This is a genomic window from Salinicola endophyticus (assembly GCF_040536835.1).
Classification (GTDB): domain Bacteria; phylum Pseudomonadota; class Gammaproteobacteria; order Pseudomonadales; family Halomonadaceae; genus Salinicola; species Salinicola endophyticus_A.
This window is the reverse complement of record NZ_CP159578.1, coordinates 1,051,939-1,075,446: the sequence shown is the minus strand read 5'-3', so window position 1 is coordinate 1,075,446 and position 23,508 is coordinate 1,051,939. Positions and strand designations below refer to the sequence as shown.

The window sequence follows — 23,508 nt, the reverse complement described above, 5'->3', positions numbered from 1 at the left end:
ATAGCTTGTTAGCGGGCGAACGCTCGAGGCGATTAGTTAGCCAGCTCGCGACTTCCTCGATATGATCGAGCAAGACGACTCCAAAAGGCGCCCAACACCATGCCCGACGTGATTCCCGCTGCCCTGCAGCCGTTCTGTTCCTCCCGGGTATGCGATATGCCCGACAATCAGATCGTGACCGTGGCGGACCTTGCGCGGCATGACGACAGCGTGGTCCGCCTGTGGATCGGCGAAGGCGATCTGCCCACGCCCGCTCCCATTCGCGATGCCGCCATTGCTGCCCTCGAAGCGGGCGATACCCGTTATGGCTACTCCCAAGGCACGCCTGGCCTGAGACAGGCACTGTCGGACTATCACCGGCGTCACTGGAATGTGGAGGTGTCCCCCGAACGCTTCTGCGTCTCGATCGGCGGCATGAACGCGGTGGTCATGGCCATGCAGGCCATACTCGACGAGGGCGACGAGGTAATCATGCCCTCGCCGGCCTGGCCCAACGCCAAGCAGGTGGTCGCGATCTGCGGCGGCGTCAATGTCGCGGTCGCGTTCGACTTCCATACCGATGGCGCCATCACGCTCGATCTCGACACCCTCTTCGCCGCGGTCACCGAGCGCACGCGGGCGATCTTCATCAACTCGCCCTCCAACCCCACCGGCTGGCGCATGCCCCGGACGGACATGCAGCGACTACGCGACTTCTGCCGCGAGCACGGGCTGTGGATCATCGCCGATGAGGTCTACAACCACTTCGTCTACGATGGCCAGGGACCGGCACCTTCCTTTCTGCAGCTGTGCGACGACACCGACCGTCTGCTGGTGACCAACACCTTCTCGAAGAATTGGTGCATGACCGGCTGGCGTGCCGGCTGGGTCGTCTGCCCCAGCGGCATGGAGACCCTCTTCGCCCGGCTGTGTCAGTACAACACCACGGGTGTCGCTCCCTTCGTGCAGTACGCCTGCCAGGTGGCACTCGAGGCCGGGGATGACTTCATCGCCTATCAAATCGCCCGCTGCCAGGCATCGCGGGATATCCTGGTCCAGGGGCTGGAAGCGCTGGACAACGTCACCGTATTCGCACCCCAGGGCACCTTCTATCTCTTCTTCAAGGTGCACGGGCTGCCGGGCACCAGCCTCGAGCGCGCAGTACAGTTGCTGCGGGACGCCAAGGTCGGCGTGGCTCCTGGCAGCGCCTTCGGCCCCGAAGGAGAGGATTACCTGCGCATCTGCTTCGCCATCGACCCCGCACTGGCCGAGGAGGCGCTGGCGCGCCTGGTGCCTTATCTGCGCACGCTGCCCGCCGTCGCGCGCTGATTTCCATTCATTCTCTATCAAGGAGCCCGCCCATGCCGGCACTTCGCCCGGACGTCGACCCCGATGGACTGCTGGAATACTCGGTCGTCTATACCGACCGCTCGCTCAACCATATGTCACAGAGCTTTCAGCAGGTCATGCGCGAGCTCTCACGCCTGTTGAAGCGTACCTACAACGCCCACAGCAGCATCATCCTGCCCGGCAGCGGCACCTTCGGCATGGAGGCCGTGGCGCGCCAGTTCGCCACCGATGCCCGCTGTCTGATCGTGCGCAACGGCTGGTTCAGCTACCGCTGGACCCAGATTCTCGACCAGGGCCGCATCGCCGCCGCCACCCAGGTACTCAAGGCCCGGCGCCAGGGCAGCGAGTCTCAGTCGCCGTTCGCCCCAGCGCCGATCGACGAAGTGGTCGCCGCCATCCACGCAGAGCGCCCGGCCGTGGTCTTCGCTCCGCACGTCGAAACCTCAGCCGGGGTATTGCTGCCGGATGACTATCTACGCCAGCTGGCCGAGGCGGCGCACGCGGTCGACGGCCTGCTGGTGCTCGACTGCATCGCCTCGGGCACCGCTTGGGTCGATATGCAGGCGACCGGTGTGGACGTGCTGATCAGCGCCCCGCAGAAGGGCTGGAGCGCCTCGCCCTGCTGCGCCATGGTGATGCTCAGCGAACGTGCGCGGGCGCACATCGAGCACACCAGCAGCAGCAGCTTCGCCGCCGATCTCAAGCGCTGGCTGGGAATCATGGAAACCTATGAGAATGGCGGTCACGCCTACCACGCCACGCTACCGACCGACGGCCTGACGCGGCTCTACCACACCATCCAGGAGATGGAGCAGGACGGCTTCGATACGCTCGAACAGGCGCAGTGGACACTGGGCCGACGGATCCGCGCACTGTTGGCCGAGCGCGGCTATCCCAGCGTCGCCGCGGCAGGGTTCGAGGCGCCAGGCGTGGTGGTCAGCTATACCCGGGAGAGCGATCTGGTTCCGCGCTTCGCCGCCCAGGGCGTGCAGATCGCTGCCGGCGTGCCGCTGATGTGCAATGAAGGGGACGATTTCCAGACCTTCCGTATCGGCCTGTTCGGGCTGGACAAGCTGGAAGATATCGATGGCGCGGTGAGCCGCTTCGCGCAGGCGCTGGACGCGCTCTGAGCCGACCGGGCCGAAGCAAGCGCCACAACGACAAGGGCGCGGTATCGAAGACTCGATACTGCGCCCTTGATAGCCTGAGCCATACTGCCAGCCCTGCCAACCTTGTCAGGCCATCACGCCATTAGGGAAACGCTGAATAAATCGCCGAACGAAATGAAGGGCAAGGCGCCCGGAACGCAGAAAGCGAGACATAACATAGGGTTAGGCGAGCTTTCGAGTACCGCGTAACGCAGCCATTCGCTCGTGCAGGCATTTATGCAGTGATTCCTTAGCAGGCGTCGAGCTGAGCCCGCAGTGCCGCCCGCCGCGTCTCCGACATGAAGGCGACATCGATGGCATTGCCCGCCAGTTGCTTGAACGTCTCGCGATCCCAGGCGAAAGCTTGCTCGCAGGCGAGGTAGTTCTCCAGCACGCCACCACCGAAATAGGCCGGGTCGTCGGAGTTGAGCGTCACCTTCAAACCCTGTTCGAGCATCTGCGGCAAGGGGTGGTCGGTCATCTCCGCCACCACCTTGAGCCGCACGTTGGAGAGCGGGCAGACGGTCAGCGGCATCTGCGTCTGGCGCAGCCGCTCGACCAGCGCCGCATCCTGCAGACAGGCCACGCCGTGATCGATGCGGCAGACGTCGAGCACATCCAGCGCTTCGCTGATATAGGCCGCCGGGCCCTCTTCACCGGCATGTGCCACCCGCGGGATACCTAGTGCCTTGGCGCGCTCGAACACCGCGCTGAACTTGGTCGGCGGATTGCCCACTTCGGCGCTGTCCAGGCCCACCGCATCGATCGTCTCGTAGTAGGGCGCCGCCTTTTCCAGCACCTCCATCGCCTCCGCGGCATCGCGATCGCGCAGGAAGCTCATGATCAACGCACTAGTCATGCCCCACTCTCGCTCGGCCTGGCGCCGGGCACGATTGAGTCCCTCGAACGGTACCGCCAGCTCGACGCCACGGTTCAGGTGCGCCTGCGGGTCGAAGGAGAGCTCGACGTGCACCACGCCCTCGACGTGAGCACGTTCGAGGTAGGCCATCGCCAGGTCGAAGAAATCCTGTTCGGTGCGCAGGACCCGCATGCCCTGATAGTAGAGGTCGAGAAACGACTGCAGATCGCTGAAATCATACGCCTCGCGCACCTCATCCACCGTGGCGTAAGGCAGGCTCACACCGTTGCGCGCCGCCAGCGAGAACATCAACTCTGGCTCCAGCGACCCCTCGATGTGTAGATGCAGCTCGACCTTGGGTAGATCACGTAGCCAGGTTTTCACGCGCGTTCCTCAGCAGTTGAATGGGTGCAAGCAGGATGCCCAAAACCCCGACGAGAGGCAAAGGCTCGGCGTGGATCGCAGTCTTGGGCCGAGCGGACCCAGGCCAAGGGTGAGAGCGGCCAGGATCAGCTCGATACCCGCGTCATCAGCACCTTGAGGCCCAGCGCGATCATCGCCGCGCCGAGCACGCGGTCGATCCAGTGGCTGCCCCGCTGGAAGGCACGCTGGATGCGCGGTGTCGACAGCAACAGCGCCACCGCCGAGAACCAGCCCAGCTGCAGCAGCATGATCCAGGCGCCATAGATGGCGATCTGGTAAAGCGGCATCGCCGGCGACAGCACGATGGTGAACAGCGCCACGAAGTAGATCGGCGCCTTGGGGTTGAGCGCATTGCACAGGAACCCGGTACCCACGACGCGCCAGGCCGAATGTGGAGCGTCGGGTACCGAGCCGGCAACCACACCGGCCTCGTTGAGCGTCGGGCGCGAGCGCAGCCCCTTGATGCCCAGATAGAGCAGATAGGCGCCGCCGAGGAGCTTGATCGCCCACAGCGCCTCGGCCGAATTGGCGATCACTGCTGCCAGCCCGAAGGCGGAGTAGACGATATGGATGGAGAGGCCGAGCGCGATGCCCAGGCTGCACAAAAGCCCCACCCGCCGGCCACGACTCAGCGTCTGCTGGGTGACGAGCACGAAATCCGGCCCCGGCGAGGCCGCCGCCAGCAGATGGACGAAGGTGATCACCACCAGACCGTGTAGCATTTCCATATCGACTCCAACGATGACGTCGCGACAAGCGTGAGGGATTTCCGCCATGATCGAACACTTTCGCCACCAAGCCTACTGCAACCTTTGGTCCAATCACCGCCTGCTCACGGCCTGTGCCGGGCTTTCACAGGAAGCACTGTACGCCGAGCGCAGCAGTTTCTTCCCCTCGATCCACGCTACGCTCAACCATATTCTGATCGTCGACGCCTACTACATCGATGCCCTCGAAGGCGGCACCTTGGGGCTCGGCGCCTTCGACGATGAATTGCCCCACGCCACCATCGCCACCCTGCAACCGGCCCAGGAAGCGCTCGACCGACGTCTGATCGCGCTGTGCGAAGGCGCCACGCCCGCGTGGCTGGCGCAAGAAACCGTCCTGGTCCGCCGCACACATCGACAGCATGAGCCCATCCATCGCGTACTGGCGCACCTCTTTGTCCACCAGACCCATCATCGCGGCCAGGTCCATGCCATGCTCTCGGCCACCGACATCGCGCCGCCTCAGCTCGATGAATTCTTCATGCGCGAGGAAGCCCCACTGCGCCAGGCCGAGTTCCGCACCCTCGGCATCGACGAAACCCAGGTCTGGCGCTCGAGCGACTCAGCCCACTAGCTCGCGGTGCGCGTCCGCCAGGGCCGCCATGCTGTCGAAGCGGAAGTCGATCCGCGGCATCTCGCCCGGGTCCATGGTCGCGCCGAAGCCCTGCTGATCGTGGCGGCGGTAGATCCAGCAGTTGGCCAGACCATACTGGTTGGCCGGCTGATGGTCGTGAAACAGGCTCTCCGCGGTATGCAGAATCCGCGTTTTATCGATGCCGCGCTGGCCGAGCTTCTCCAGCAGATAGTCGAAATTGCGCGGCGAAGGCTTGTAGGAGCCGATGTCCTCGGCGGTATAGACCGCATCGAACTCGACCTCCAGCTTGCGCTGACTGTAAGCAAAGCTTTCGTTGTCGACGTTGGAGAGCACCACCAGCTTGTAGTGCTGCTTGAGATAGCCGAGTGCCGCCGCGCTATCGGCAAAGGCTGGCCACTGCTTGACGAAGTCGCCGTAGGCCAGGCACTCGTCGTGGGTCACCGTCACGCCCCACTCCTCGGCCAGCCGCTTGTAGACCACCGCCAGCAGCCAGCGATATTGCAGATGCGGGGTGTAGCGCTGCTGGCTCGACTCGTGGCGCGCATGCGCCTCGAGCACCTGATCGCGGCTCAGGCTCAGTTGGGTACGCTCGAGCAGCGGCTGCAGCCCCGCCACCATGCCGCTCTCCCAGTCGATCAGGGTGCCGTAGACATCGAAGGTCAGGGTATCGAAATCGGTCAGTTGCATCGCTCGGCCTCTTGTCGGTAGTCGTCATTAGGCTCGCCGGTAGTGGCAAGCGCTCAGTCGTCCTTCAGCGCCCACAGGCGCATCGCCACCTGCAGCTGCAGGCGCACCTCGGTATCGTCGAGATCCATGCCCAGCGCCTCGCGCAGACGCTCCAGCCGATAGCGCAGGGTGCTGATATGGATATCCAATGCCCGCGCGGTCTGCGCCAGATGAAAACCGTGGTCAGCCAGCGCCGTGAGGGTAAGGCGCTGGCTGGTGCCCCGTTCGCCCGGATCGAGCGCCTCAGTGATCCGCGCCAGAAACAGCCGGCGGGCATCGTCGTCCCCCTCCAGCACCCGGCTGAACAGCATCGATTCGAAGTCGCGCAGCTCCCCCGGTCGCAGCGCAGCGGTCAACCGCGCCACGTCATCGGCGCCTTTGGCGGTCTCCGCAGCGCCCCGCACCAGCCGGCTGACCGCCATCGCCGATTCGCCATCGCCCAGCCGCCGCCATAGCGCCGCGGGCGAGACCTCGCTGCGCAGCAGAAACAGCAGCTGGTTGAGCGAGACCGAAATCAGCGGCGGCTGCTCGATGCCCTGCAGATAGCGGCTCAGACGGCGCTCCCAGCGCTCCCGCCGGGAGAGCCCCTCGGGGCTGAGCGGCACCGGCTCGTTGAGCAGAATGGCACACACCTGATACGCCGCCTGGGGCTCCCAGCCCTGCAGGGTGGCACGCTCCAGCGCCGCCGGCGTGGCTTCGAAACGCCCCTCCAGCAGCGAGTCGACGAAGGCGTAACCCAGCCGCGACTCCTGGGTCTGAAGCGCGCGCTGATGCGACAGATGCAGCGCCGAGATCAGCGCCGCCTGCTCCGCCGCGCGGCGCTCCAGCTCGCTCACCCGGGCGCCGGACTCATCGATCCACAAAAGCGCCGCCCGCGCCTCCTGGATGCGCACCGGGCAGGCCAGCCAGCGCTGCCCGTCATGGGCTGGATCGTCCAGCGAGCACGCCTGGCTCCCCGGCACCGCTTCCGCCGCCTGCTGCGCCGCCGGCGTCGGCAAGGGCCAGGCGTCACGTTCGCTGCTGCCGCCCAGCCACTCGCCCTCGAGCCCGGTGAACAGTACCGCCCGCCCGAGCAGATCGCTCAGTGCGACGGCGATATCCCTCAGGCTGCCGGCGGTCAGCGCCGAACGGGTGAGATCGCGATGAATGCGTTCGGCGCGCGCGATCAGCTGCCCCTGGCGGGCGATCAGCCAGGCGTGCACCTCCTCGGTGATCTGGCTGAAGGGCACATCCCAGGGTATCTCCAATAGCGGAAAGTCGAGCGCTTCGGCGACCTCGCGGCTGGTGGCCGGAAACGCCGACAGAAAACGCGGCACCGCCAGTGCCACGCCGGCCAGCCCCTTCTCCGCCAGCGCCTCGATCAGGGCGCGCTCCGCCGCCGGCTCATCCGGCCAGTGGTAGCCGGTGGTCAGCAGCAGCTGACCCGGCTGGACCCAGGCGATGATATCCGGGTGGTCGACCATGTGGACCCAGCGCAGCGGCCGCGAGAGCGAACGCTCCCCGGCCACCACGCGGGCGTGACGCAACTTGGTCTCGCGCAGCGCCGTGGCCAGATCCAGCTCCGCTGCCGGCGGCACCGAGGACGCCTCGACCATCAAGTATCCAGGCGCGTGGAGACGAACTTGCAGTCGAGGTACTCGTCGATGCCGTAATGGCCACCCTCGCGCCCGAGACCGCTGTCCTTGACCCCGCCAAAGGGCGCATGCGGTACCGACGGTGCGCCGTCATTGACGCCGACGATGCCGTAATCGAGCGCCTCGGAAACGCGCGCCGCGCGGCCCAGACTGCGCGTCCATAGATAGGCCGCCAGGCCGAACGGGGTGTCGTTGGCAGCGGCGACCGCCTCCGCCTCGTCATCGAAGGCGATCAACGGTGCCACCGGACCAAAGGTCTCCTCCTGCATGATGCGCATCTCCGGCGTCACCCCGGCCAGCACCGTCGGCGCTACGTAGAGACCGTCGACCTGCGGCGCCGGCGTCAACCGCTGCGCGCCCTTGGCCAGGGCATCGTCGATGTGCGCCTGGGCCTTGTCGCGACCCGCCTGGCTGACCAGCGGCCCGACCTGGGTCGCCTCGTGCTCGGGATCACCGATCGTCAGCGACCCGGCCGCGGCGGCCAGACGCTCGGCAAAGGCATCGAAGAGACCGCGCTGGACATAGATTCGGTTGGTACAGACACAGGTCTGTCCACCGTTGCGGAACTTGCTCGCCATCACCTCGGCCACCGCGGCGTCGATATCGGCATCGTCGAAGACCAGGAAAGGCGCGTGTCCGCCCAGTTCCAGCGACATGCGCTTCATGGTGGCGGCGGACTGGGCGTAGAGGCGCTTGCCCACCGGGGTGCTGCCGGTGAAGGTGAGCTTGCGAATACGTGAATCGGCCATCAGCACCTCGCTGATCGCAGCCGGACGCTCGGCGGTGATCACCTGGAACACCTCGGCCGGGCCACCCACCTGACGCCACAGCTCGGCCAGCATCAGCGCCGTGATCGGGGTCTGCTCGGCAGGCTTGACGATCACCGAGCAGCCGGCCGCCAGCCCCGGCGCCACCTTGCGCGTGATCATCGCCGCCGGGAAGTTCCACGGCGTGATCGCGAACACCGGCCCCACCGGCTGGCGCAGCACAGACAGGCGCTTGTCCGGATGCGGGCTGGGCAGGATGTCGCCATCGATGCGCTTGGCCTGCTCGGCAAACCACTCGATGAAGCCGGCCGCGTAATCGACCTCGCCACGGGCTTCGCGAATCGGCTTGCCCATCTCCCGGGCCATGGTCAGCGCCAGGGTCTCCTTGGCCTCGAGCATGGCCGCGTGCCACGCCTTCAACAGCGCCGCCCGCTCGAACGGCGTGGTCCGGCGCCACTGCTCGAAGCCGCGCTGGGCGTTGTCTGCCGCCACCTGCGCAGCTTCGGCGCCACAGTCGGCGACCTCGGCGATGGGCTCACCGCTGGCCGGCGAACGCAGCGTATAGCGCGCCCCCGCCTGGCTGTCGTGGTCGGCGATGGCGGCGGGATAGAAAGGTGCACTGGCGGAGGGAACGGGCAAAGACATGATAGGGCTCCTGCGGCAGACATCGGGCGGACATTCCCGCGGCACACCGCGGAATATCCGCTCCGAAGACGATAAGGAAAACGGTTACCCGGATGGTAAGTACCCGGCCGGCCAAAATCTTCCTATGAAAAGCAGGAATATCTCAACTCATTACCGTATCAATCGCAGAAATCAGAGGGTCAGCCAAGGCCTGACACGCGGGCAGCGTCAACACAGAGCCTTTCATACCCTGCCTTCAGGCGGTTCAGACCACGCTCACCGGTGGTCCATCCGCCGCGGCGACCCGCGCCTGCCAGGCACGCCCCGGCTCGCCGCTGGTGATCACCGCATCGAACTCGGCAAGCTCGGCGAAGAAGGCCGGGCGCATCACCTCGAGCTTGCTCTCGTCGGCGACCAGGATGCTGCGCTCGGCGTGTTCGATGGCTGCCTGCTTGGGCGCCACCTCATGGAAGTGGAAGCAGCTGGCGCCTTTGTCGATCTGCACCCCGGCGGCCGAGATGAACGCCTTGTTTATGCCCAGACGTCGGATCGCCGTGGTAACGTCCTGACCGCCGAAGGATTGCGACGCCGGATAGTAGAGTCCGCCCAGCACCACCAGGCGCATGTTGGGCATGTCGCGCTGGCTGAAGGCGTTGGCCACATTGAGCGCATAGGTGACCACGGTCACGCTCGACTGACGCGGCAGCTGTGCGCACAGCGACACCAGCGTGGTGCCGCAGTCGATGAACAGCGTATCGCCCTCCTCCACGCGTGCGGCGGCCTCCCGGCACAGCCGCGCCTTGGCCGCGGCGAAGTGATCCTTCTGGGTATCGAGATGGTAGGCGGCGGCGAACTGCGGATTGTCAGCCATCACCAGATGACCGCCGAACGAGGCAATGGTCCCGCTGCTGGCGGCAATATCACGCCGAATGGTCATCTCCGAGACACCGCACAGCGCCGCCGCCTCGGCGAGTGGCAGGGTGCCGGCACGCTTGAGCGCCTCGCTCAGCCGCTCGAGACGCTGCGCACTGCGTCCGTTCATAGGCTCGCTCTCCCCCACCCCATCGCCATCATCACTGATTCTCGCTCGAAGCCAATCCACTGCCGCCCTGATGTCATGCCAACCTCCGTGTCATGCCAACCCCCATCTCATGCCAACCGCGTCACATCAGACTCCCGTGTGAGCGAATGGCGTACAGCACAAGGCACGCGTACCGCTGCCGCCCAGACACATCGGGGAGCCCGCAGGCTCCCCGATGACACGACGGATCGACGAGCAGGCCGATCAGAACTGCCAGCCGACCCCCAGGTAATACCCCCAGCCGGTGGAGCGCAGCTCGAAGCTCTCGCCACTGGCATTGGGGAAGGGCGCGGTGACACCGTCGTTCCACTGCCCGCCATTATGGAAGTAGCGTGCCACCGCCATGAAGCGCAGGTGGGTGAACTGGTACAGCAGCACGTTGGTGGCCACCGTCGACTCGTTGGTGCGCACCGAGTTGCCGTCCCCCAGGTCCGAGCCGAAGTCGTGGTTGGTGAAGCCGACATACACCAGCGAGGCACCGTTGTCGAACGTCCCCAGCGGGTAGGAGTAGTTGAGCTGGGCGCGATAACCGTCCCAGGAGTTCTCGTTGGCGGCGCCGTAGTTCTCCCACTGGCGACGCTTGTAGAAATTGAACGAGAGCCCCAGCGGCGAGCCGGTGTCGATATCGGTCCCCAGACCCGCATAGAGGGTGTTCTGGCGATTCTCGCTGTTGTGGCCCCAGTCGAGGATGTAATCGAAAGCGACGAACCACTCCTTGAACGGCCCGATGCTGAGGTCCTGCCCGGTCATGTCGTCGATCGACAGCCGCGGCTCGAGCTCCATGAAGACCGGCGAGCCCTTGTCGAAGATGCCTCGGTCGGGACGATTGCCGATGCCGAAGAACTTGGGAAAGTCGATATAGCCGTAGAGATCCAGCGGCCCCTTGCGGCCGAAGAATTCGTATTCGAGATAGATATCGTCGATCTGCTGCGGGCCGAAGCGAATGTTCTTGCTGCCGATGACGGTCAGGTTCTGGTGGTACCAGTCGGAGAGATAAGGCCCGTCCGTAGTCTCATCCACCGCCTGCGGCCCCTCGGCCGGTGTTTCCTGCTCGATCACCGGCGCACTGCCCTGTTCGCTCGCGTCGCCGGCCGCCCATGCCGGCGTGACCGCCAGCCCCCACAGCGCCAGCAGGATGCTGGCCTTGCTCATGCCGTTCCCGTTCATGTCCTTTCCCATGCCTCGTTGTTGTCATGGCGTCATTGTTATCGCGCCAGGATTGTTGTCGCGGCGTCACTGCCGGTGCGCCTCAGCGCCAGGTTCATCTCCGCCCTGCCAGCGCCGAGCGCAGGGTGCTCTGCTCGGCGCACAGCCCGGCCGCCGCGGAGCGGCCAGCAAAAAAAGGGTCGGTGACGCCGATCACTCTATGGCGTTGTCAGAATAAAAACAATAAGTGACTGGACAAACATAAAAATGTTAAAAAGCGCACACAGAACCGCAATTCCCCCTCTCCGAGACCAACACCAAGGACAACAACATGACACTCATCATGGGTCTGGTCGGCGTCGTCGTTCTGCTGCTGATCGCGCTCGCCTTCTCGAGCAATCGCCGGGCGATCCGCCTGCGCACCGTGGCCGGCGCCTTTCTGATTCAGGCCGGCATCGGCGCCTTCGTGCTCTACGTGCCAGTGGGCAAGAGCGTGCTCGGAGCCATCTCCGGGGCGGTCAGTCAGGTCATCAGCTACGCCAACGACGGCATCGGCTTTCTCTTCGGCAATCTCGCCGACCCCAGCAACATCGGCTTCGTCTTCGCCATCAAGGTGCTGCCGATCATCATCTTCTTCTCCTCGCTGACTGCGGTGCTCTACTACCTGGGCATCATGCAGTGGGTGGTACGCATCCTCGGCGGCGCGCTGCAGAAGGTACTCGGCACCTCGCGCACCGAGTCCCTCTCGGCCACTGCCAACGTCTTCGTCGGCCAGACCGAAGCGCCGCTGGTGGTACGGCCATTTCTCGCCAACATGACCAAGTCCGAGCTGTTCGCGGTGATGTGCGGCGGGCTCGCTTCGGTGGCCGGCTCGGTACTCGCCGGGTATGCCGAGCTCGGCATCCCCATGGAGTACCTGATCGCGGCGTCGTTCATGGCCGCCCCTGGCGGGCTGCTGTTCGCCAAGATCCTGATGCCAGAGACCGAGACCCCGGACGACCACACCGGCCAGGCCAAGGAGGTTCTCGAGGCCGAGGACAAGCCGGCCAACGTGCTCGACGCCGCGGCCACTGGGGCTTCCTCGGGGCTGATGCTGGCCGCCAACGTGGGCGCCATGCTGCTTGCCTTCATCGGCCTGATCGCGCTGATCGACGGCATCCTCGGCGGTGTCGGCGGCTGGTTCGGCGTCGATTCGCTGAGCCTGTCGATGATCCTCGGCTGGCTCTTCTCACCGCTCGCCTTCCTGCTCGGCATCCCGTGGCACGAGGCCACCCTTGCCGGCTCCTTCATCGGTCAGAAGCTGGTGGTCAACGAGTTCGTCGCCTACATCAACCTGGCGCCCTATATCAGCGGCGACACCCTGGTGGCGGAGACCGGCAAGGCGATGTCGACACACACCGCGGCGATCCTGTCGTTCGCCCTGTGCGGCTTCGCCAACCTCTCCTCGATCGCGATTCTGCTCGGCGGCCTCGGCACGCTGGCACCCAACCGTCGCCACGAGATCGCCCGCTACGGGCTCAAGGCGGTGCTCGCCGGCACCCTGTCCAACCTGATGTCGGCGACCCTGGCGGGGATCTTCCTGGCCCTGGCCGGCACCGCCTGAGCCCGCCGGCCCGACACGAGCCGGGGCGGCAGCGACCGACGCCGCCCCGCTCCCACGCTGCCGCCCTCTCTTTCTCTCTGTGCGTAGCTCTGTCTGAAAAACCGGCGAACGATGGCAGGACCGGGGCGCGTAGCTAAGGCAAAAATTGACGAAAGAGCGGAGTTTACGAGGTGTAAATGAGCATGTTGAGTCAATTTTTAACGCCGTATGGGCGAGTGCAGGCATTTTTCAGACAAAGCGTAAGGAGATAGCCGGATGAAGACGCTCGAACAGGCCGCCAGCCAGGCGCTGGCGATGATGGATCTGACCTCGCTCAATGCCGACGACGACGACGCACGCATCGAAGCGCTGTGTCGGCGCACGGCGACCGAGTTCGGCTCGCCGGCGGCGGTGTGCGTCTACCCTGCCTTCATCGACGCCGCCGATCGCCAGCTGCGCGAACTGGGGCTGCGCGACCAGGTACGTATCGCCACGGTGACCAATTTCCCCGATGGCAGCGTCAACGCCGAGCGCGCCGCGCGCGAGACCCGAGCGGCGGTTGTCACCGGGGCCGACGAGGTCGATGTGGTATTCCCCTACAAGGCGCTGATCAACGGCGACACCGCCTCCGGCCGGGCGCTGGTCAGCGCCTGCCGCGAGGCCTGCGACGACAAGCTGCTCAAGGTCATCCTCGAGACCGGCGAGCTCGAGCGCCCCGCGCTGATCCGCCAGGCGGCCGAGATCGCCCTCGATGCAGGTGCCGACTTCCTCAAGACCTCCACCGGCAAGGTCGACATCAACGCCACCCTCGAGGCCGCCGAGATCATGCTCTGTACGATCCGCGACAGCGGCCGCGACGTGGGCTTCAAGGCCGCCGGCGGTATTCGCACCAGCGAAGACGCCCAGGCCTACCTGGCGCTGGCCGAGCGCCTGATGGGTGCGGACTGGCTGACCCCGGCACACTTCCGTTTCGGCGCCTCCGGGCTGCTCGACGCGCTGCTCGCCACGCTCTCGGGCAAGGCCGCCACGCCGGCGGACAGCGGCTACTGAGTCGAGCGGAGAGGACGAGCAGAGAGAACGAGCAGAGAGGACGAGCGGTGACGATGGCCCACGAGGAGCGACGATGCTGATTCAGGAGATCATTCGACGTAAGCGCGACGGCCAGACCCTCGATCGACAGATGCTCGATCTGGTCATGCGTGGGATCGCAGACGGCACCATCGGCGACGCCCAGATCGGCGCCTTCGCCATGGCGGTCTATCTCAATGGGATGCGCGAGGCGGAGACCACCGCGCTGACCGAGGCGGTTCGCGACTCCGGCCAGGTGCTGCGCTGGGACGACCTCGATCTCGCCGGCCCGGTGCTCGACAAGCACTCCACCGGCGGCGTCGGCGACCTCGTGTCGCTGGTGCTGGGCCCCTGGATCGCCGCCTGCGGCGGCCATGTGCCGATGATCTCCGGGCGCGGCCTGGGCCATACCGGCGGTACCCTGGACAAGCTGGAGTCGATCCCCGGCTACAATGTCACCCCCAGCGAAACCACCTTCCGTCGCCTGGTACAGGATGTCGGCGTCGCCATCATCGGCCAGACCAGCGCGCTCGCCCCCGCAGACAAGCGCCTCTACGGCGTGCGCGACGTCACCGCAACGGTGGAGTCGCTGCCGCTGATCGTCGCCTCGATCCTGGGCAAGAAGCTCGCCTGCGGCCTGGGCAGCCTGGTGATGGATGTCAAGGTAGGCAGCGGCGCCTTCATGCCGACGCCGGAAGCCGCCCGCGAGCTGGCCGAGGCGATCGTCGCCACCGGCTGCGCCGCCGGCACCCCTACCAGCGTACTGCTCACCGACATGAATCAGCCGCTGGCCCGCTGCGCCGGCAATGCTCTGGAGGTAGCGGCGGCGCTCGAGGTACTGCGCAGTGACGACCACCACAGCCGGCTCTACCGGGTGACACAGGCGCTGGCCAGCGAGATGCTGATCCGGTCGGGGCTGGCCGGTGATACCGAAGACGCCTCACGGCGTCTGGCCCAGGCCCTCGATAGCGGCGCCGCGCTGGAGCGTTTCGCACGCATGGTCCATGGCCTCGGCGGGCCTGCCGACTTCACCCAGCGCGCCACGCACTATCTGCCCTCGGCGCCGGTCGTGCACGAGATCGCCGCCCCCTGCGACGGCGTCGTGCACGCCATCGACACCCGCGCACTGGGGCTCGCCGTGGTCGAGCTGGGCGGCGGGCGGCGCAACCCCGATGACACCATCGACCCGCGGGTGGGGCTATCGCATATCGCCGAGCTGGGCCAGACGCTCAGCGCCGGTGAGCCGCTGCTGCGGGTTCACGCCGCCAGCGCTGAGGCAGCCGAGGCCCTGAGCGCGCGTCTGGTCGACGCCTTTCGTCTGCAGGCGGGCGCGGCCGAGATACCGCCGCTCGTTCACGCCACCCTGCGCCAGGAGGATCTGCCATGAACGCATCCGTCACTCCCCGCCGTGCCGTGCTGCTGGTGCTCGACTCCTTCGGGATCGGCAACGCGCCCGACGCCGAAGCCTTCGGTGATGCCGGCGCCGACACCCTGGGGCATATCGCCCGTTATCGTGCCGACGCCGGACGCCCGCTCGCACTGCCCAATCTGGCGCGGCTCGGTCTCTATCATGCCCATCATCGCGCCACCGGCAGCTGGGCCGCCGGAGTGACACCACCGGCGGAGCCGGCGGGGGGCTGGGCCTGCGCGCGCGAGATCTCTTCGGGCAAGGACACCCCCTCCGGCCACTGGGAGATCGCCGGCGTGCCGGCACTGTTCGAGTGGGGCTACTTCCACGCGACCGAGGAGAGTTTCCCGCCCGAGCTGCTGGCGGCGCTGATCGACCAGGCCGAGCTGCCCGGGATACTCGGCAACTGCCATGCCTCCGGGGTGCCGGTGATCGAGGCCCTCGGCGCCGAACACATCGCCAGCGGCAAGCCGATCGTCTACACCTCGGCGGATTCGGTGTTCCAGATCGCCGCCCATGAGCACCATTTCGGCCTCGAACGGCTCTATCGGCTGTGCGAGATCGCGCGTGAACTGCTGATGCCCTACAACATCGGCCGAGTCATCGCCCGCCCCTTCGTCGGCGAAACGCCGGACACCTTCGAGCGCACCGGCAACCGCCGCGACTACGCCCTCGAGCCGCCCACCCCAACGGTGCTGCAAAAGCTCCACGACGGCGGGGGACAGGTGCTCGGCGTAGGCAAGATCGGCGACATCTACGCCCACTGCGGCATCAGCGAGGTGCGCAAGGCGCACGGCTTCGAGGCGCTGTTCGCAGAGACCCTGAAGGCGATCGACGATGCGCGGGCCGCCGCCGTGGATACGCTGGTGATGACCAATTTCGTCGACTTCGACACCCTCTACGGCCACCGCCGCGACCCCGAGGGCTACGCCAGTGAGCTGGAAGCCTTCGACCGCCGCCTGCCCGAGCTGCTGGCCAAGCTCAGCGCCGATGACCTGCTGATCCTCACCGCCGATCACGGCAACGACCCGACCTGGCGCGGCACCGACCATACCCGCGAGCAGGTGCCGGTGCTGCTCGCCAGCGGTGGCCCCAGCGGCGACCTCGGCGCCCGCGACACCTACGCCGATATCGGCCAGACCCTGGCCGAATTCTTCGGCCTGGACGCCATGGACCACGGCACCTCGCTGCTGGCCGCACGACCTTCAGGAGACTGACATGCCAACCCCGCACATCGAAGCCCGCGAGGGCGACTTCGCCGACACCGTGCTGATGCCGGGCGACCCGCTGCGCGCCGAGTTCATCGCCGAGACCTTTCTGGAGGATGTCGCCTGCGTCAACCGCGTGCGCAACATGCTCGGCTTCACCGGCACCTATCGCGGCCGCCGCGTCTCGGTGATGGGCAGCGGCATGGGCATACCCTCGCTCTCCATCTACGCCAAGGAGCTGATCACCGAGTACGGCGTCCAGCGCCTGGTGCGCGTGGGCTCCTGCGGCGCGGTGCGCGACGATGTCGACGTCAACGATATCGTCATCGGCATGGGTGCCTGCACCGACTCCGGCGTCAACCGCACCCGCTTCGGCGGCCACGACTTCGCCGCCATCGCCGACTTCGCCCTGACCCGCCATACGGTGGACGCCGCCCACGAGCGTGGCATCCGGGTCAAGGTGGGCAACCTATTCTCGGCGGATCTGTTCTATACCCCGGACGACGCCTTCTTCCACACCATGCAGCGCCACGGCATCCTCGGAGTGGAGATGGAAGCCGCCGGGCTCTACGGCGTGTGCGCCGAGTTCGGTGCCCGCGCGCTGACCGTGTGCACCGTCTCCGACCACATCCTCAAGCACCAAGCGCTCGACGCCCAGACCCGCCAGACGGGGTTCGCCGAGATGATGGCGATCACCCTAGAGGGTCTGCTGCGCGACGACCAGGAGCCGAGCCATGACTGACCCCTGCGACATCGCGGTGCCCGAGAGCATTCGCCAGGCTGCACTCGCGGTGCGTGCCAACGCCTACGTGCCCTACTCCGCTCATCCGGTGGGGGCGGTGCTGATCAGCGCCAGCGGCCAGACCTATGTCGGCTGCAACGTCGAGAGCGCCAACTACAAGGGGCTGTGCGCAGAGGCCAGCGCCATCGCCGCCCTGGTCTCCAACGGCGAGCAGCGCATCCGCGAACTCTACGTGATCGGCCCCGGTGAGCACCTGTGCACTCCCTGCGGCGACTGCCGTCAGCGCATCCGCGAGTTCGCCACCCCCGAGACTGCGATCGTGGTCCTCGACGGCGACGGCCAGCCACTCAAGCGCTACACCATGGACGCGCTGCTGCCCGACTCCTTCGGCCCGGAGAATCTCGCCAAGCGCTCGGGCATGCGCTGAGGCGCAGCGTCGATTGGCCGCTGCTTCCGAGGCTGACGTCGGGGGGGGCGATTTGGGTATACTCGGCGACAAACAACAGCTAACCGATGCGCCGCATCGGCTCATGCGGAACGCCCATGGTCGCCACCGGCTTCTCAGCCTTCGAGTCGCTGCTCGTGAAGAGCCCCCATCAGCGTGAGAGCGCCGAGCTCTTGCTGCTGTGCTGGGTCTTTGCCAACAAGCACGTGCCGCTCGATGAAGACCGCCGCTATCTCGAGCGTCTGGCCGCGCGCGCGCATCATCGCCGCGATCTGGAGACGCTGCTGGCGGCGGCCAGGCGGCAGGATCTGGGCGACGTTCAGCTCGCCGCCGAAGTGCTGACCAAGGAGCAGTCCGGGCCGATCATCGCCTTTCTGCGTCAGGCGGTGGTTGTCGCCACCAGTGACGGTGCGCTGAGTCTGCGCAACCACCATATCCTGCGCTTTCTGGCCGATCTCTGCGGCGTCTCGCCGGACACCTTGCGCGCCATCTACCGCGAGGTCACCGGGCGCGCCCTGGCCGCCCCCGAGGATCTCAGCCACCGCAGCCACTGGCAGCCCGCCGAGCCGGAAGCCGAGGACACCGCAGAGGCCGATACCGGCTCGACCCAGGCGCACGCCGGCGAGCCCCGCGCCTCCTGGCGTGACCGGGTCCGGCGCCTGGCCGAGAACCAGTGGCGCGAGCACAAGCAGCAACAACAGTGGCGACGCCAGCAGGCGCAACAGGCCCGCGAACGTGAGCAGCAGCGCGAAGCCGCCGCACAGGCAGAGCGCGAACGCCGCGCCCAGGCCCACGCCAAGCGCCAGGCCGAAGCGGAGGCACAGCAGCGTGAGCAGGCGCGGCAACAGGCCGAGGCACAAGCCCAGCGCCAGCGCGAGGAGACCGCGCAGCGTCAACGCCGGGAACAGCAGCAACGCCAGAATCAGGAGCGCCAGCAGCAGCGACATGATCAACGACAGCGGCAGGAGCAGGAACGCCAGCAACAGCGCGAGCGCCAGCAGCGGCGTCACGAGCAGGAGCAGCGCCAGCGCGCCGGCCTGCAAACGCCGTCCTATCCGATCCGCCGCGCGCTGATCGAACTGGAGCTGGATGCCAATGCCTCACCCCGCGAGATCAAGCTCGCCTACCGGCGCCTGGCTCAGCGCCACCATCCCGACCGTTTCCATGGCCAGAGCGAGTGGCGGATCACCCTCGCCTCGCAGCGCTTCCAGCGCATCAAGAACGCCTACGACCTGTTGATGCAGCATGCGTGATCTCTATCTACGTCTCGGCGTCTCCCCCACCGCCAGCGCGGAAGAGATCGAGCGCGCTATCCGCGACTGCGCCAATCAGTCGCTCAAGGCGGATGCCCAGGCCGCGCTCGGCTCGCCCGAGCGCCGCGCCGAGTACGACGAGATGCACCAGCTGCTCGGCGATATCGGTCGCCTGCGCGCCGGCCTGGGCCTGACCCACGCCCCGCACTGGCACGGCGACGCCGCCAACGACTTCTCGCCGCCCGGCGCCCCCACCACCCGCCAGGCGCAGCTGACGCGCAAGCTCGACGTCGCCCTGGAGCAGTACCAGCGCCGCCGACCCCGCCGCCTGTGGCTCGCCGTGGCAGTCAGCGTGGGGCTGATGGTGGCCCATCTGCTCGGCAGGCTACTGGCTTAACCGCGGCGGCGCAGCGGTTCGAGCAGATCGCTGAGGCCGTTGTGGTCGATCTCGTGCATCAACGCCAGGAGCTGGCCGATCTCGCCGCGGGGAAAGCCCTCGCGGGCGAACCAGGCCAGATAGGGGCCGGGCAGATCGGCGATCAGACGGCCTTCGTACTTGCCGAACGGCATGCGCACGCTCACCAGTTTTTTCAGATCCTCGGGTTCCATCGTCGCTCCTGGGTCGGTCCGCCATTTCGCATGCGGCCCATCCTACCGGGATCGTCGCGCCGCTGCCTGCCTGCTCGCCCGGCATGCGTCGGGCGCATACCCCCATGCCTAGACAGCGCTTGAAGGGCGCCCGGCAGAAGCAGTTAGGGTATATCCACATGACGACAGCGCATGCTGCGCGCCTGCCGCCACACGATAACGATAACCGGAGATGGGTATGCAAACCTCGCTGCGGCCGCTGGTGTTCTGGCCGACCTTTCTGATCCTGCTGGGCGCCGTGATCGCCAGCTATGTCGATCTCGACGCCTTCCTGGCCACCGCCAGCGCACTCAACGCCGCGGTACTCGACAACTTCTCTTGGCTGTTCAGTCTCGGCAGCCTCTATCTGCTGATCATGGCGCTGATCGTCTACGTCTCGCCCCTCGGCCGCGTGCGCATCGGCGGCGCCGAGGCCACCCCGCTGCTCTCGCCGCTGCGCTGGTTCTCGATCACCCTGTGCACAACCCTAGCAGTGGGGGTCCTGTTCTGGACCACCGCCGAACCGCTCTATCACTACATGGGGCCACCGGCGTCCTCCGGCATCGAGGCCGGCTCAGGTGACGCCATGCTGTTCGCCATGTCGACCCTGTTCCTGCACTGGTCGTTCACGCCTTACGCGATCTACGCCGTGCCGGCGCTGATCTTCGCCCTGGCCTTCTACAACCTGCGCCTGCGCTTCTCGATCTCGAGCATGCTGGAGCCGCTGTTCGGGTCACGAGTGAAGCGCTGCGCCGGGTTGATCGACGCGATCTCGCTCTACGCCCTGGTCGCCGGCATGGCGTCGTCGCTGGGTACCGGCGCGCTGACCCTGGCCGGCGGCGTGGGCCAGTACCTGGGCGGCGAGACCAGTCCGCTGCGCCTGGGCGTGATCATCGCCGTCATCGTGGTCACCTTCGTGCTCTCCGCCGCCAGTGGCCTGCAGAAGGGTATCGCCCGGCTGTCGTCGCTGAATGCGGTGCTGCTGCTGCTGCTCGGCGCCTTCGTGTTCGTGGTCGGCCCCACCGTTTTCTGTCTGGCCCTGGGGGTGGAGTCGTTCGGCGTCTACCTCGACAACTTCTTCACCAAGAGCCTGTTCACCGGCGCCGCGGGCAACGATCAGTGGCCGCAGTGGTGGTCGATCTTCTACTGGGCAGTATGGTTCGCCTGGGCGCCAGTGGCGGCGCTGTTCCTGGGCAAGATTTCGCGTGGTTACACGGTGCGCCAGTTCCTGCGCGTGAATCTGCTCTACCCGGCGCTGTTCGCCTGCGTCTGGATCCTGATCTTTTCCGGCACTGCGCTCTACTTTCAATCACACCTTGGGCAATCACACCTGGGCGCCGGAGAAGGCGGCGTCGACCTCTACGCCGTGCTCGATCAGCGCGGGGTGGAAAACGTGCTCTACGAGCTCTTCCGCCACCTGCCACTGTCCCAGGTGTGGGTGCCGCTGCTGCTGTTCATCGCCTATATCTCCTACGTAACTGCCGCCGACTCGCAGACCGACGCCATCGGCAATCTCTGCACCCGCGGTCTGACCGCCGACTCCGATCTCAACGCCGGGGTCGCCATGAAGGTGATCTGGGGCGTGATCGTCGGCACCGTCTCCTGGGTGATGGTCAGTTTCGTCGGTATCGACGGCATCAAGATGCTCTCCAATCTCGGCGGCCTGCCGTCGATGCTGATCGTGCTGCTCGCCTCCGGCTCACTGTGGGTGTGGCTCAAGCACCCCGAACGGCTCGGCGCTGTGGCGACACCTTCGACTCCTTCCCGCACAGCCAAGGACCAGGCATGAAGATCAAGCAGGATTTTCCCCACCGCGTTCGCGAGATCGAGAATCAGTGGATCACGCTCGCCGACGGTACCCGACTGGCAGCCAGGATCTGGTTACCCGAAGGAGCCATCGGCACACCGGTTGAAGGAGCCATCGGCACACCGGGCGAAGACGCCGAAGCGACCCCGGTGCCGGCGATTCTCGAGTACCTGCCCTACCGCAAGCGCGACGGTACCGCGGTGCGCGACGAGCTCACCCACCCCTGGCTCGCCGGCCACGGCTACGCCTGTGTGCGCGTCGACATGCGCGGCAACGGAGAGTCCGACGGTTTGATGGAGGACGAGTACGCGCCCCAGGAGCAGGCCGATGCGCTGGAAGTGATCGACTGGATCGCCGCACAGCCTTGGTGCAGCGGCAAGCTGGGCATGATGGGTATCTCCTGGGGGGGCTTCAACAGCCTGCAACTGGCCGCGCTCAGACCCGAGCCGCTCAAGGCGATCATCACCCTGTGCTCCACCGACGACCGCTACGCCGACGATATCCACTACAAGGGCGGCAACATGCTGCTGGAGAACCTGGGCTGGGCGGCGACCATGCTGAGTTTCTCGGCTGCCGTGCCCGATCCTGCGCTGGTCGGCGAGCGCTGGCGCGAGCTGTGGAAGCACCGCCTCGACAACATGCCGCTGCTGGCCGAGACCTGGCTGCGCCACCAGCAGCGCGACGCCTACTGGCAACACGGCTCGATCTGCGAGAACTATGCCGATATCGAGGCCGCGGTCTACATGATCAGCGGCTGGGCGGACTCCTACGTCAACACCATCCCGCGGATGATGGAGCACCTCTCCTGCCCGAAAAAGGCGCTGCTCGGGCCCTGGATGCACAAGTACCCCCACTTCGCGATCCCCGACCCGGCCATCGGCTTCCTGCAGGAGGCGCTGCGCTGGTGGGACTACTGGCTCAAGGATATCGACACCGGGATCATGGACGAGCCGCCCTGCACCTTCTATCTACAGGATGGCTTGCCGCCGGCGCCCAAGTATCTCGAGCGTCCGGGCCAGTGGGTGCAGACCAGCGCCTGGCCCGCCCCGGCCGAGGAGATCGCGTGGCAGCCGCTCGTGCTGGGTGATGCCGGCCTGGCACCGACAGGGCGTCTGAGCGCGGCGCGCGCGATCGCCTCGCCGCTGACCGCCGGCGCGCTGCAGGGTGAATACATTCCGCTGTGGTTCGGCGCCGACTTCCCGCCGGATCAGCGCCGCGACGACGGACTGGCGCTGACCTTCGACTCCGCGCCCTACGCCGAAGGGCTCGATCTGCTCGGCCAGCCGCGACTGCGTGCCAGCCTGAGCAGCGCCGAAGATTGTGGCCAGCTGCATGTGCGCCTGTGCGACGTGGCCCCCAGCGGCGAGAGCGCGCTGATCAGCTACGCCACCCTCAACCTCGCCCTGCGCGACGACCCCGCCACGCTCACCCCGCCGGTACCCGGCGAGCGCATGGAGATCGACCTGGCACTGGATCTGATCGGTTACCGGCTGCCCCCGGGGCATCGTCTGCGCCTGGCGCTCTCCAGCGCCAGCTTCCCCCTGGTGTGGTCGCCGCGGCGGCGCGCCGATCTCACCCTCGAGGCCGGCACGCCGACGCTGTCACTGCCGATCTGCCAGGCGCCCTACGTGCCGATGCCGTTCGAGCCACCGGAGAGCGCGCCGCCGTGCCGGATCGAGACCCTGCGCCCGGGCCATCCCCGGCGCACCCTCAGTGAGGATGTCGGCAGCGGCGAAGTGACAGTGACGGTGGAGGACGACATGGGCGATATCCGCTTCGAGGATCACGGCCTGCGCGTCGAGCAGCGCGCGAAAGAGGTCTATTCGAGCCACCCCAGCGACGCCACCCGCACCCGCGCCGATATCGAGTGGATCTATCGCGCCAGTCGTGAGGAGGGCGCGGGCCAGTTCTCGGTGGCGGTGAACAGCCGCTATCACCTGCACTGCGACGAGACCACCTTCTACCTGAGCGCCGAGCAGATCGCCCACGAGGGCGAGACACTGATCAGCGAGAAGCGCTGGACGCGCGAGATCCCGCGTCGCGCCATCTGAGAGGGTGTTCACAAAATGCCTGCGCTCGACAATACGGCGTTAAAATCGGCCTCAAAATGCTCATTTACCCCGTGTAAACTCCGCTTTTTCGACCGATTTTGCCTTGCCTTGCCTTCGCTCGCCGAATTTGTAAACACCCTCTGAGTGTCCTGGCCCAGAGCCTCATACGCCGGCGGTAACGTGGATGACTCGTGCTATGCTCCGGAGCCGAGAGACCT

21 protein-coding genes are annotated in these 23,508 nt (G+C 66.5%); 13 read left to right on the top strand and 8 right to left on the bottom strand.

Translation table 11 applies throughout. The annotated features are described in order from the left end of the window. Positions 1–99 precede the first annotated feature (99 nt). Together ABV408_RS05040 and ABV408_RS05035 are read left to right on the top strand one after the other, a co-directional pair. Entirely contained in the window at positions 100–1,308 is a 1,209-nt protein-coding gene (locus ABV408_RS05040; RefSeq protein ID WP_353981361.1) for a pyridoxal phosphate-dependent aminotransferase, read from the top strand. 32 nt (positions 1,309–1,340) lie between these two features. Next, positions 1,341–2,459, top strand: a complete 1,119-nt coding sequence (locus ABV408_RS05035) for an aminotransferase class V-fold PLP-dependent enzyme (protein WP_353981360.1) — start codon at positions 1,341–1,343, stop codon at positions 2,457–2,459. A gap of 268 nt (positions 2,460–2,727) precedes the next feature. Here ABV408_RS05035 and ABV408_RS05030 read toward each other — a convergent pair whose 3' ends face one another. Beyond that, a complete protein-coding gene (locus ABV408_RS05030; RefSeq protein ID WP_353981359.1) occupies positions 2,728–3,720 on the bottom strand; it encodes an adenosine deaminase in 993 nt (330 codons plus the stop codon). 125 nt (positions 3,721–3,845) lie between these two features. After that, positions 3,846–4,487 (bottom strand): LysE family transporter, encoded by a 642-nt coding sequence (locus ABV408_RS05025; RefSeq protein WP_353981358.1) that lies wholly within the window; start codon positions 4,485–4,487, stop codon positions 3,846–3,848. Positions 4,488–4,533: 46 nt separating this feature from the next. Here ABV408_RS05025 and ABV408_RS05020 point away from each other — a divergent pair, with 46 nt between their 5' ends. After that, a complete protein-coding gene (locus ABV408_RS05020) occupies positions 4,534–5,100 on the top strand; it encodes a DinB family protein (RefSeq protein WP_353981357.1) in 567 nt (188 codons plus the stop codon). Here the strand turns inward: ABV408_RS05020 and ABV408_RS05015 are convergent. The 5 genes from ABV408_RS05015 to ABV408_RS04995 all read right to left on the bottom strand — a co-directional run bounded on the left by ABV408_RS05015 (position 5,089) and on the right by ABV408_RS04995 (position 11,105). After that, entirely contained in the window at positions 5,089–5,808 is a 720-nt protein-coding gene (locus ABV408_RS05015; protein ID WP_353981356.1) for a haloacid dehalogenase type II, read from the bottom strand. The genes ABV408_RS05020 and ABV408_RS05015 overlap by 12 nt on opposite strands. Before the next feature lie 53 nt (positions 5,809–5,861). Next, a complete protein-coding gene (locus ABV408_RS05010; protein ID WP_353981355.1) occupies positions 5,862–7,442 on the bottom strand; it encodes a PucR family transcriptional regulator in 1,581 nt (526 codons plus the stop codon). Further along, positions 7,442–8,893 (bottom strand): NAD-dependent succinate-semialdehyde dehydrogenase, encoded by a 1,452-nt coding sequence (locus ABV408_RS05005; protein WP_353981354.1) that lies wholly within the window; start codon positions 8,891–8,893, stop codon positions 7,442–7,444. The genes ABV408_RS05010 and ABV408_RS05005 overlap by 1 nt, the downstream gene beginning before the upstream one ends. Positions 8,894–9,137: 244 nt before the next feature. Further along, positions 9,138–9,914, bottom strand: a complete 777-nt coding sequence (locus tag ABV408_RS05000) for a DeoR/GlpR family DNA-binding transcription regulator (protein ID WP_353981352.1) — start codon at positions 9,912–9,914, stop codon at positions 9,138–9,140. 243 nt (positions 9,915–10,157) lie between these two features. Continuing rightward, positions 10,158–11,105, bottom strand: a complete 948-nt coding sequence (locus tag ABV408_RS04995) for a nucleoside-specific channel-forming protein Tsx (RefSeq protein ID WP_353981351.1) — start codon at positions 11,103–11,105, stop codon at positions 10,158–10,160. Between the two features lie 325 nt (positions 11,106–11,430). On the opposite strand from ABV408_RS04995, the gene ABV408_RS04990 reads away from it, so the two are divergent. The 8 genes from ABV408_RS04990 (at position 11,431) to ABV408_RS04955 (ending at position 19,202) form a co-directional block, all read left to right on the top strand. After that, positions 11,431–12,702, top strand: a complete 1,272-nt coding sequence (locus ABV408_RS04990) for a NupC/NupG family nucleoside CNT transporter (protein ID WP_353981350.1) — start codon at positions 11,431–11,433, stop codon at positions 12,700–12,702. Between the two features lie 255 nt (positions 12,703–12,957). Further along, on the top strand, positions 12,958–13,731 hold the full coding sequence (deoC, locus tag ABV408_RS04985; protein ID WP_353981349.1) for a deoxyribose-phosphate aldolase: 774 nt from the start codon (positions 12,958–12,960) through the stop codon (positions 13,729–13,731). 73 nt (positions 13,732–13,804) lie between these two features. Beyond that, entirely contained in the window at positions 13,805–15,136 is a 1,332-nt protein-coding gene (gene deoA, locus ABV408_RS04980) for a thymidine phosphorylase (protein ID WP_353981348.1), read from the top strand. After that, a complete protein-coding gene (locus ABV408_RS04975) occupies positions 15,133–16,374 on the top strand; it encodes a phosphopentomutase (protein WP_353981347.1) in 1,242 nt (413 codons plus the stop codon). The genes deoA and ABV408_RS04975 overlap by 4 nt, the downstream gene beginning before the upstream one ends. 1 nt (position 16,375) lies before the next feature. After that, on the top strand, positions 16,376–17,107 hold the full coding sequence (deoD, locus tag ABV408_RS04970; RefSeq protein WP_353981346.1) for a purine-nucleoside phosphorylase: 732 nt from the start codon (positions 16,376–16,378) through the stop codon (positions 17,105–17,107). After that, positions 17,100–17,534 carry a cytidine deaminase gene (locus ABV408_RS04965; RefSeq protein WP_353981345.1) on the top strand — a complete coding sequence of 145 codons (435 nt, stop codon included), beginning with the start codon at positions 17,100–17,102 and terminating at the stop codon, positions 17,532–17,534. Before deoD ends, ABV408_RS04965 begins: the two co-directional genes overlap by 8 nt. A 155-nt stretch (positions 17,535–17,689) precedes the next feature. Beyond that, the gene (locus ABV408_RS04960) at positions 17,690–18,805 is read left to right on the top strand and encodes a J domain-containing protein (RefSeq protein WP_353981344.1); all 1,116 of its coding nucleotides are present in this window, start codon (positions 17,690–17,692) and stop codon (positions 18,803–18,805) included. Then, a complete protein-coding gene (locus ABV408_RS04955; protein WP_353981343.1) occupies positions 18,798–19,202 on the top strand; it encodes a hypothetical protein in 405 nt (134 codons plus the stop codon). Before ABV408_RS04960 ends, ABV408_RS04955 begins: the two co-directional genes overlap by 8 nt. Here ABV408_RS04955 and ABV408_RS04950 read toward each other — a convergent pair. Beyond that, positions 19,199–19,414: a DUF3820 family protein gene (locus ABV408_RS04950; RefSeq protein WP_353981342.1), complete on the bottom strand. Its 216-nt coding sequence runs from the start codon at positions 19,412–19,414 to the stop codon at positions 19,199–19,201. The two genes, ABV408_RS04955 and ABV408_RS04950, sit on opposite strands and share 4 nt — an antisense overlap. A gap of 217 nt (positions 19,415–19,631) precedes the next feature. Between ABV408_RS04950 and ABV408_RS04945 the strand changes: the two genes are divergently transcribed. Beyond that, positions 19,632–21,221: a BCCT family transporter gene (locus ABV408_RS04945; protein ID WP_353981340.1), complete on the top strand. Its 1,590-nt coding sequence runs from the start codon at positions 19,632–19,634 to the stop codon at positions 21,219–21,221. After that, positions 21,218–23,290, top strand: coding sequence for a CocE/NonD family hydrolase (locus ABV408_RS04940; protein ID WP_353981339.1), 2,073 nt, complete (start codon positions 21,218–21,220; stop codon positions 23,288–23,290). The genes ABV408_RS04945 and ABV408_RS04940 overlap by 4 nt, the downstream gene beginning before the upstream one ends. Positions 23,291–23,508 lie beyond the last annotated feature (218 nt).

Coding starts and splice junctions, on each gene's coding strand:
- ABV408_RS05040 (WP_353981361.1), top strand. CDS start 100: ATGCCCGACGTGATTCCCGCTGCCCTGCAGCCGTTCTGTTCCTCCCGG.
- ABV408_RS05035 (WP_353981360.1), top strand. CDS start 1,341: ATGCCGGCACTTCGCCCGGACGTCGACCCCGATGGACTGCTGGAATAC.
- ABV408_RS05025 (WP_353981358.1), bottom strand. CDS start 4,487: ATGGAAATGCTACACGGTCTGGTGGTGATCACCTTCGTCCATCTGCTG.
- ABV408_RS05020 (WP_353981357.1), top strand. CDS start 4,534: ATGATCGAACACTTTCGCCACCAAGCCTACTGCAACCTTTGGTCCAAT.
- ABV408_RS05015 (WP_353981356.1), bottom strand. CDS start 5,808: ATGCAACTGACCGATTTCGATACCCTGACCTTCGATGTCTACGGCACC.
- ABV408_RS05010 (WP_353981355.1), bottom strand. CDS start 7,442: ATGGTCGAGGCGTCCTCGGTGCCGCCGGCAGCGGAGCTGGATCTGGCC.
- ABV408_RS05005 (WP_353981354.1), bottom strand. CDS start 8,893: ATGTCTTTGCCCGTTCCCTCCGCCAGTGCACCTTTCTATCCCGCCGCC.
- ABV408_RS05000 (WP_353981352.1), bottom strand. CDS start 9,914: ATGAACGGACGCAGTGCGCAGCGTCTCGAGCGGCTGAGCGAGGCGCTC.
- ABV408_RS04995 (WP_353981351.1), bottom strand. CDS start 11,105: ATGAGCAAGGCCAGCATCCTGCTGGCGCTGTGGGGGCTGGCGGTCACG.
- ABV408_RS04990 (WP_353981350.1), top strand. CDS start 11,431: ATGACACTCATCATGGGTCTGGTCGGCGTCGTCGTTCTGCTGCTGATC.
- deoC (WP_353981349.1), top strand. CDS start 12,958: ATGAAGACGCTCGAACAGGCCGCCAGCCAGGCGCTGGCGATGATGGAT.
- deoA (WP_353981348.1), top strand. CDS start 13,805: ATGCTGATTCAGGAGATCATTCGACGTAAGCGCGACGGCCAGACCCTC.
- ABV408_RS04975 (WP_353981347.1), top strand. CDS start 15,133: ATGAACGCATCCGTCACTCCCCGCCGTGCCGTGCTGCTGGTGCTCGAC.
- deoD (WP_353981346.1), top strand. CDS start 16,376: ATGCCAACCCCGCACATCGAAGCCCGCGAGGGCGACTTCGCCGACACC.
- ABV408_RS04965 (WP_353981345.1), top strand. CDS start 17,100: ATGACTGACCCCTGCGACATCGCGGTGCCCGAGAGCATTCGCCAGGCT.
- ABV408_RS04955 (WP_353981343.1), top strand. CDS start 18,798: ATGCGTGATCTCTATCTACGTCTCGGCGTCTCCCCCACCGCCAGCGCG.
- ABV408_RS04950 (WP_353981342.1), bottom strand. CDS start 19,414: ATGGAACCCGAGGATCTGAAAAAACTGGTGAGCGTGCGCATGCCGTTC.
- ABV408_RS04945 (WP_353981340.1), top strand. CDS start 19,632: ATGCAAACCTCGCTGCGGCCGCTGGTGTTCTGGCCGACCTTTCTGATC.
- ABV408_RS04940 (WP_353981339.1), top strand. CDS start 21,218: ATGAAGATCAAGCAGGATTTTCCCCACCGCGTTCGCGAGATCGAGAAT.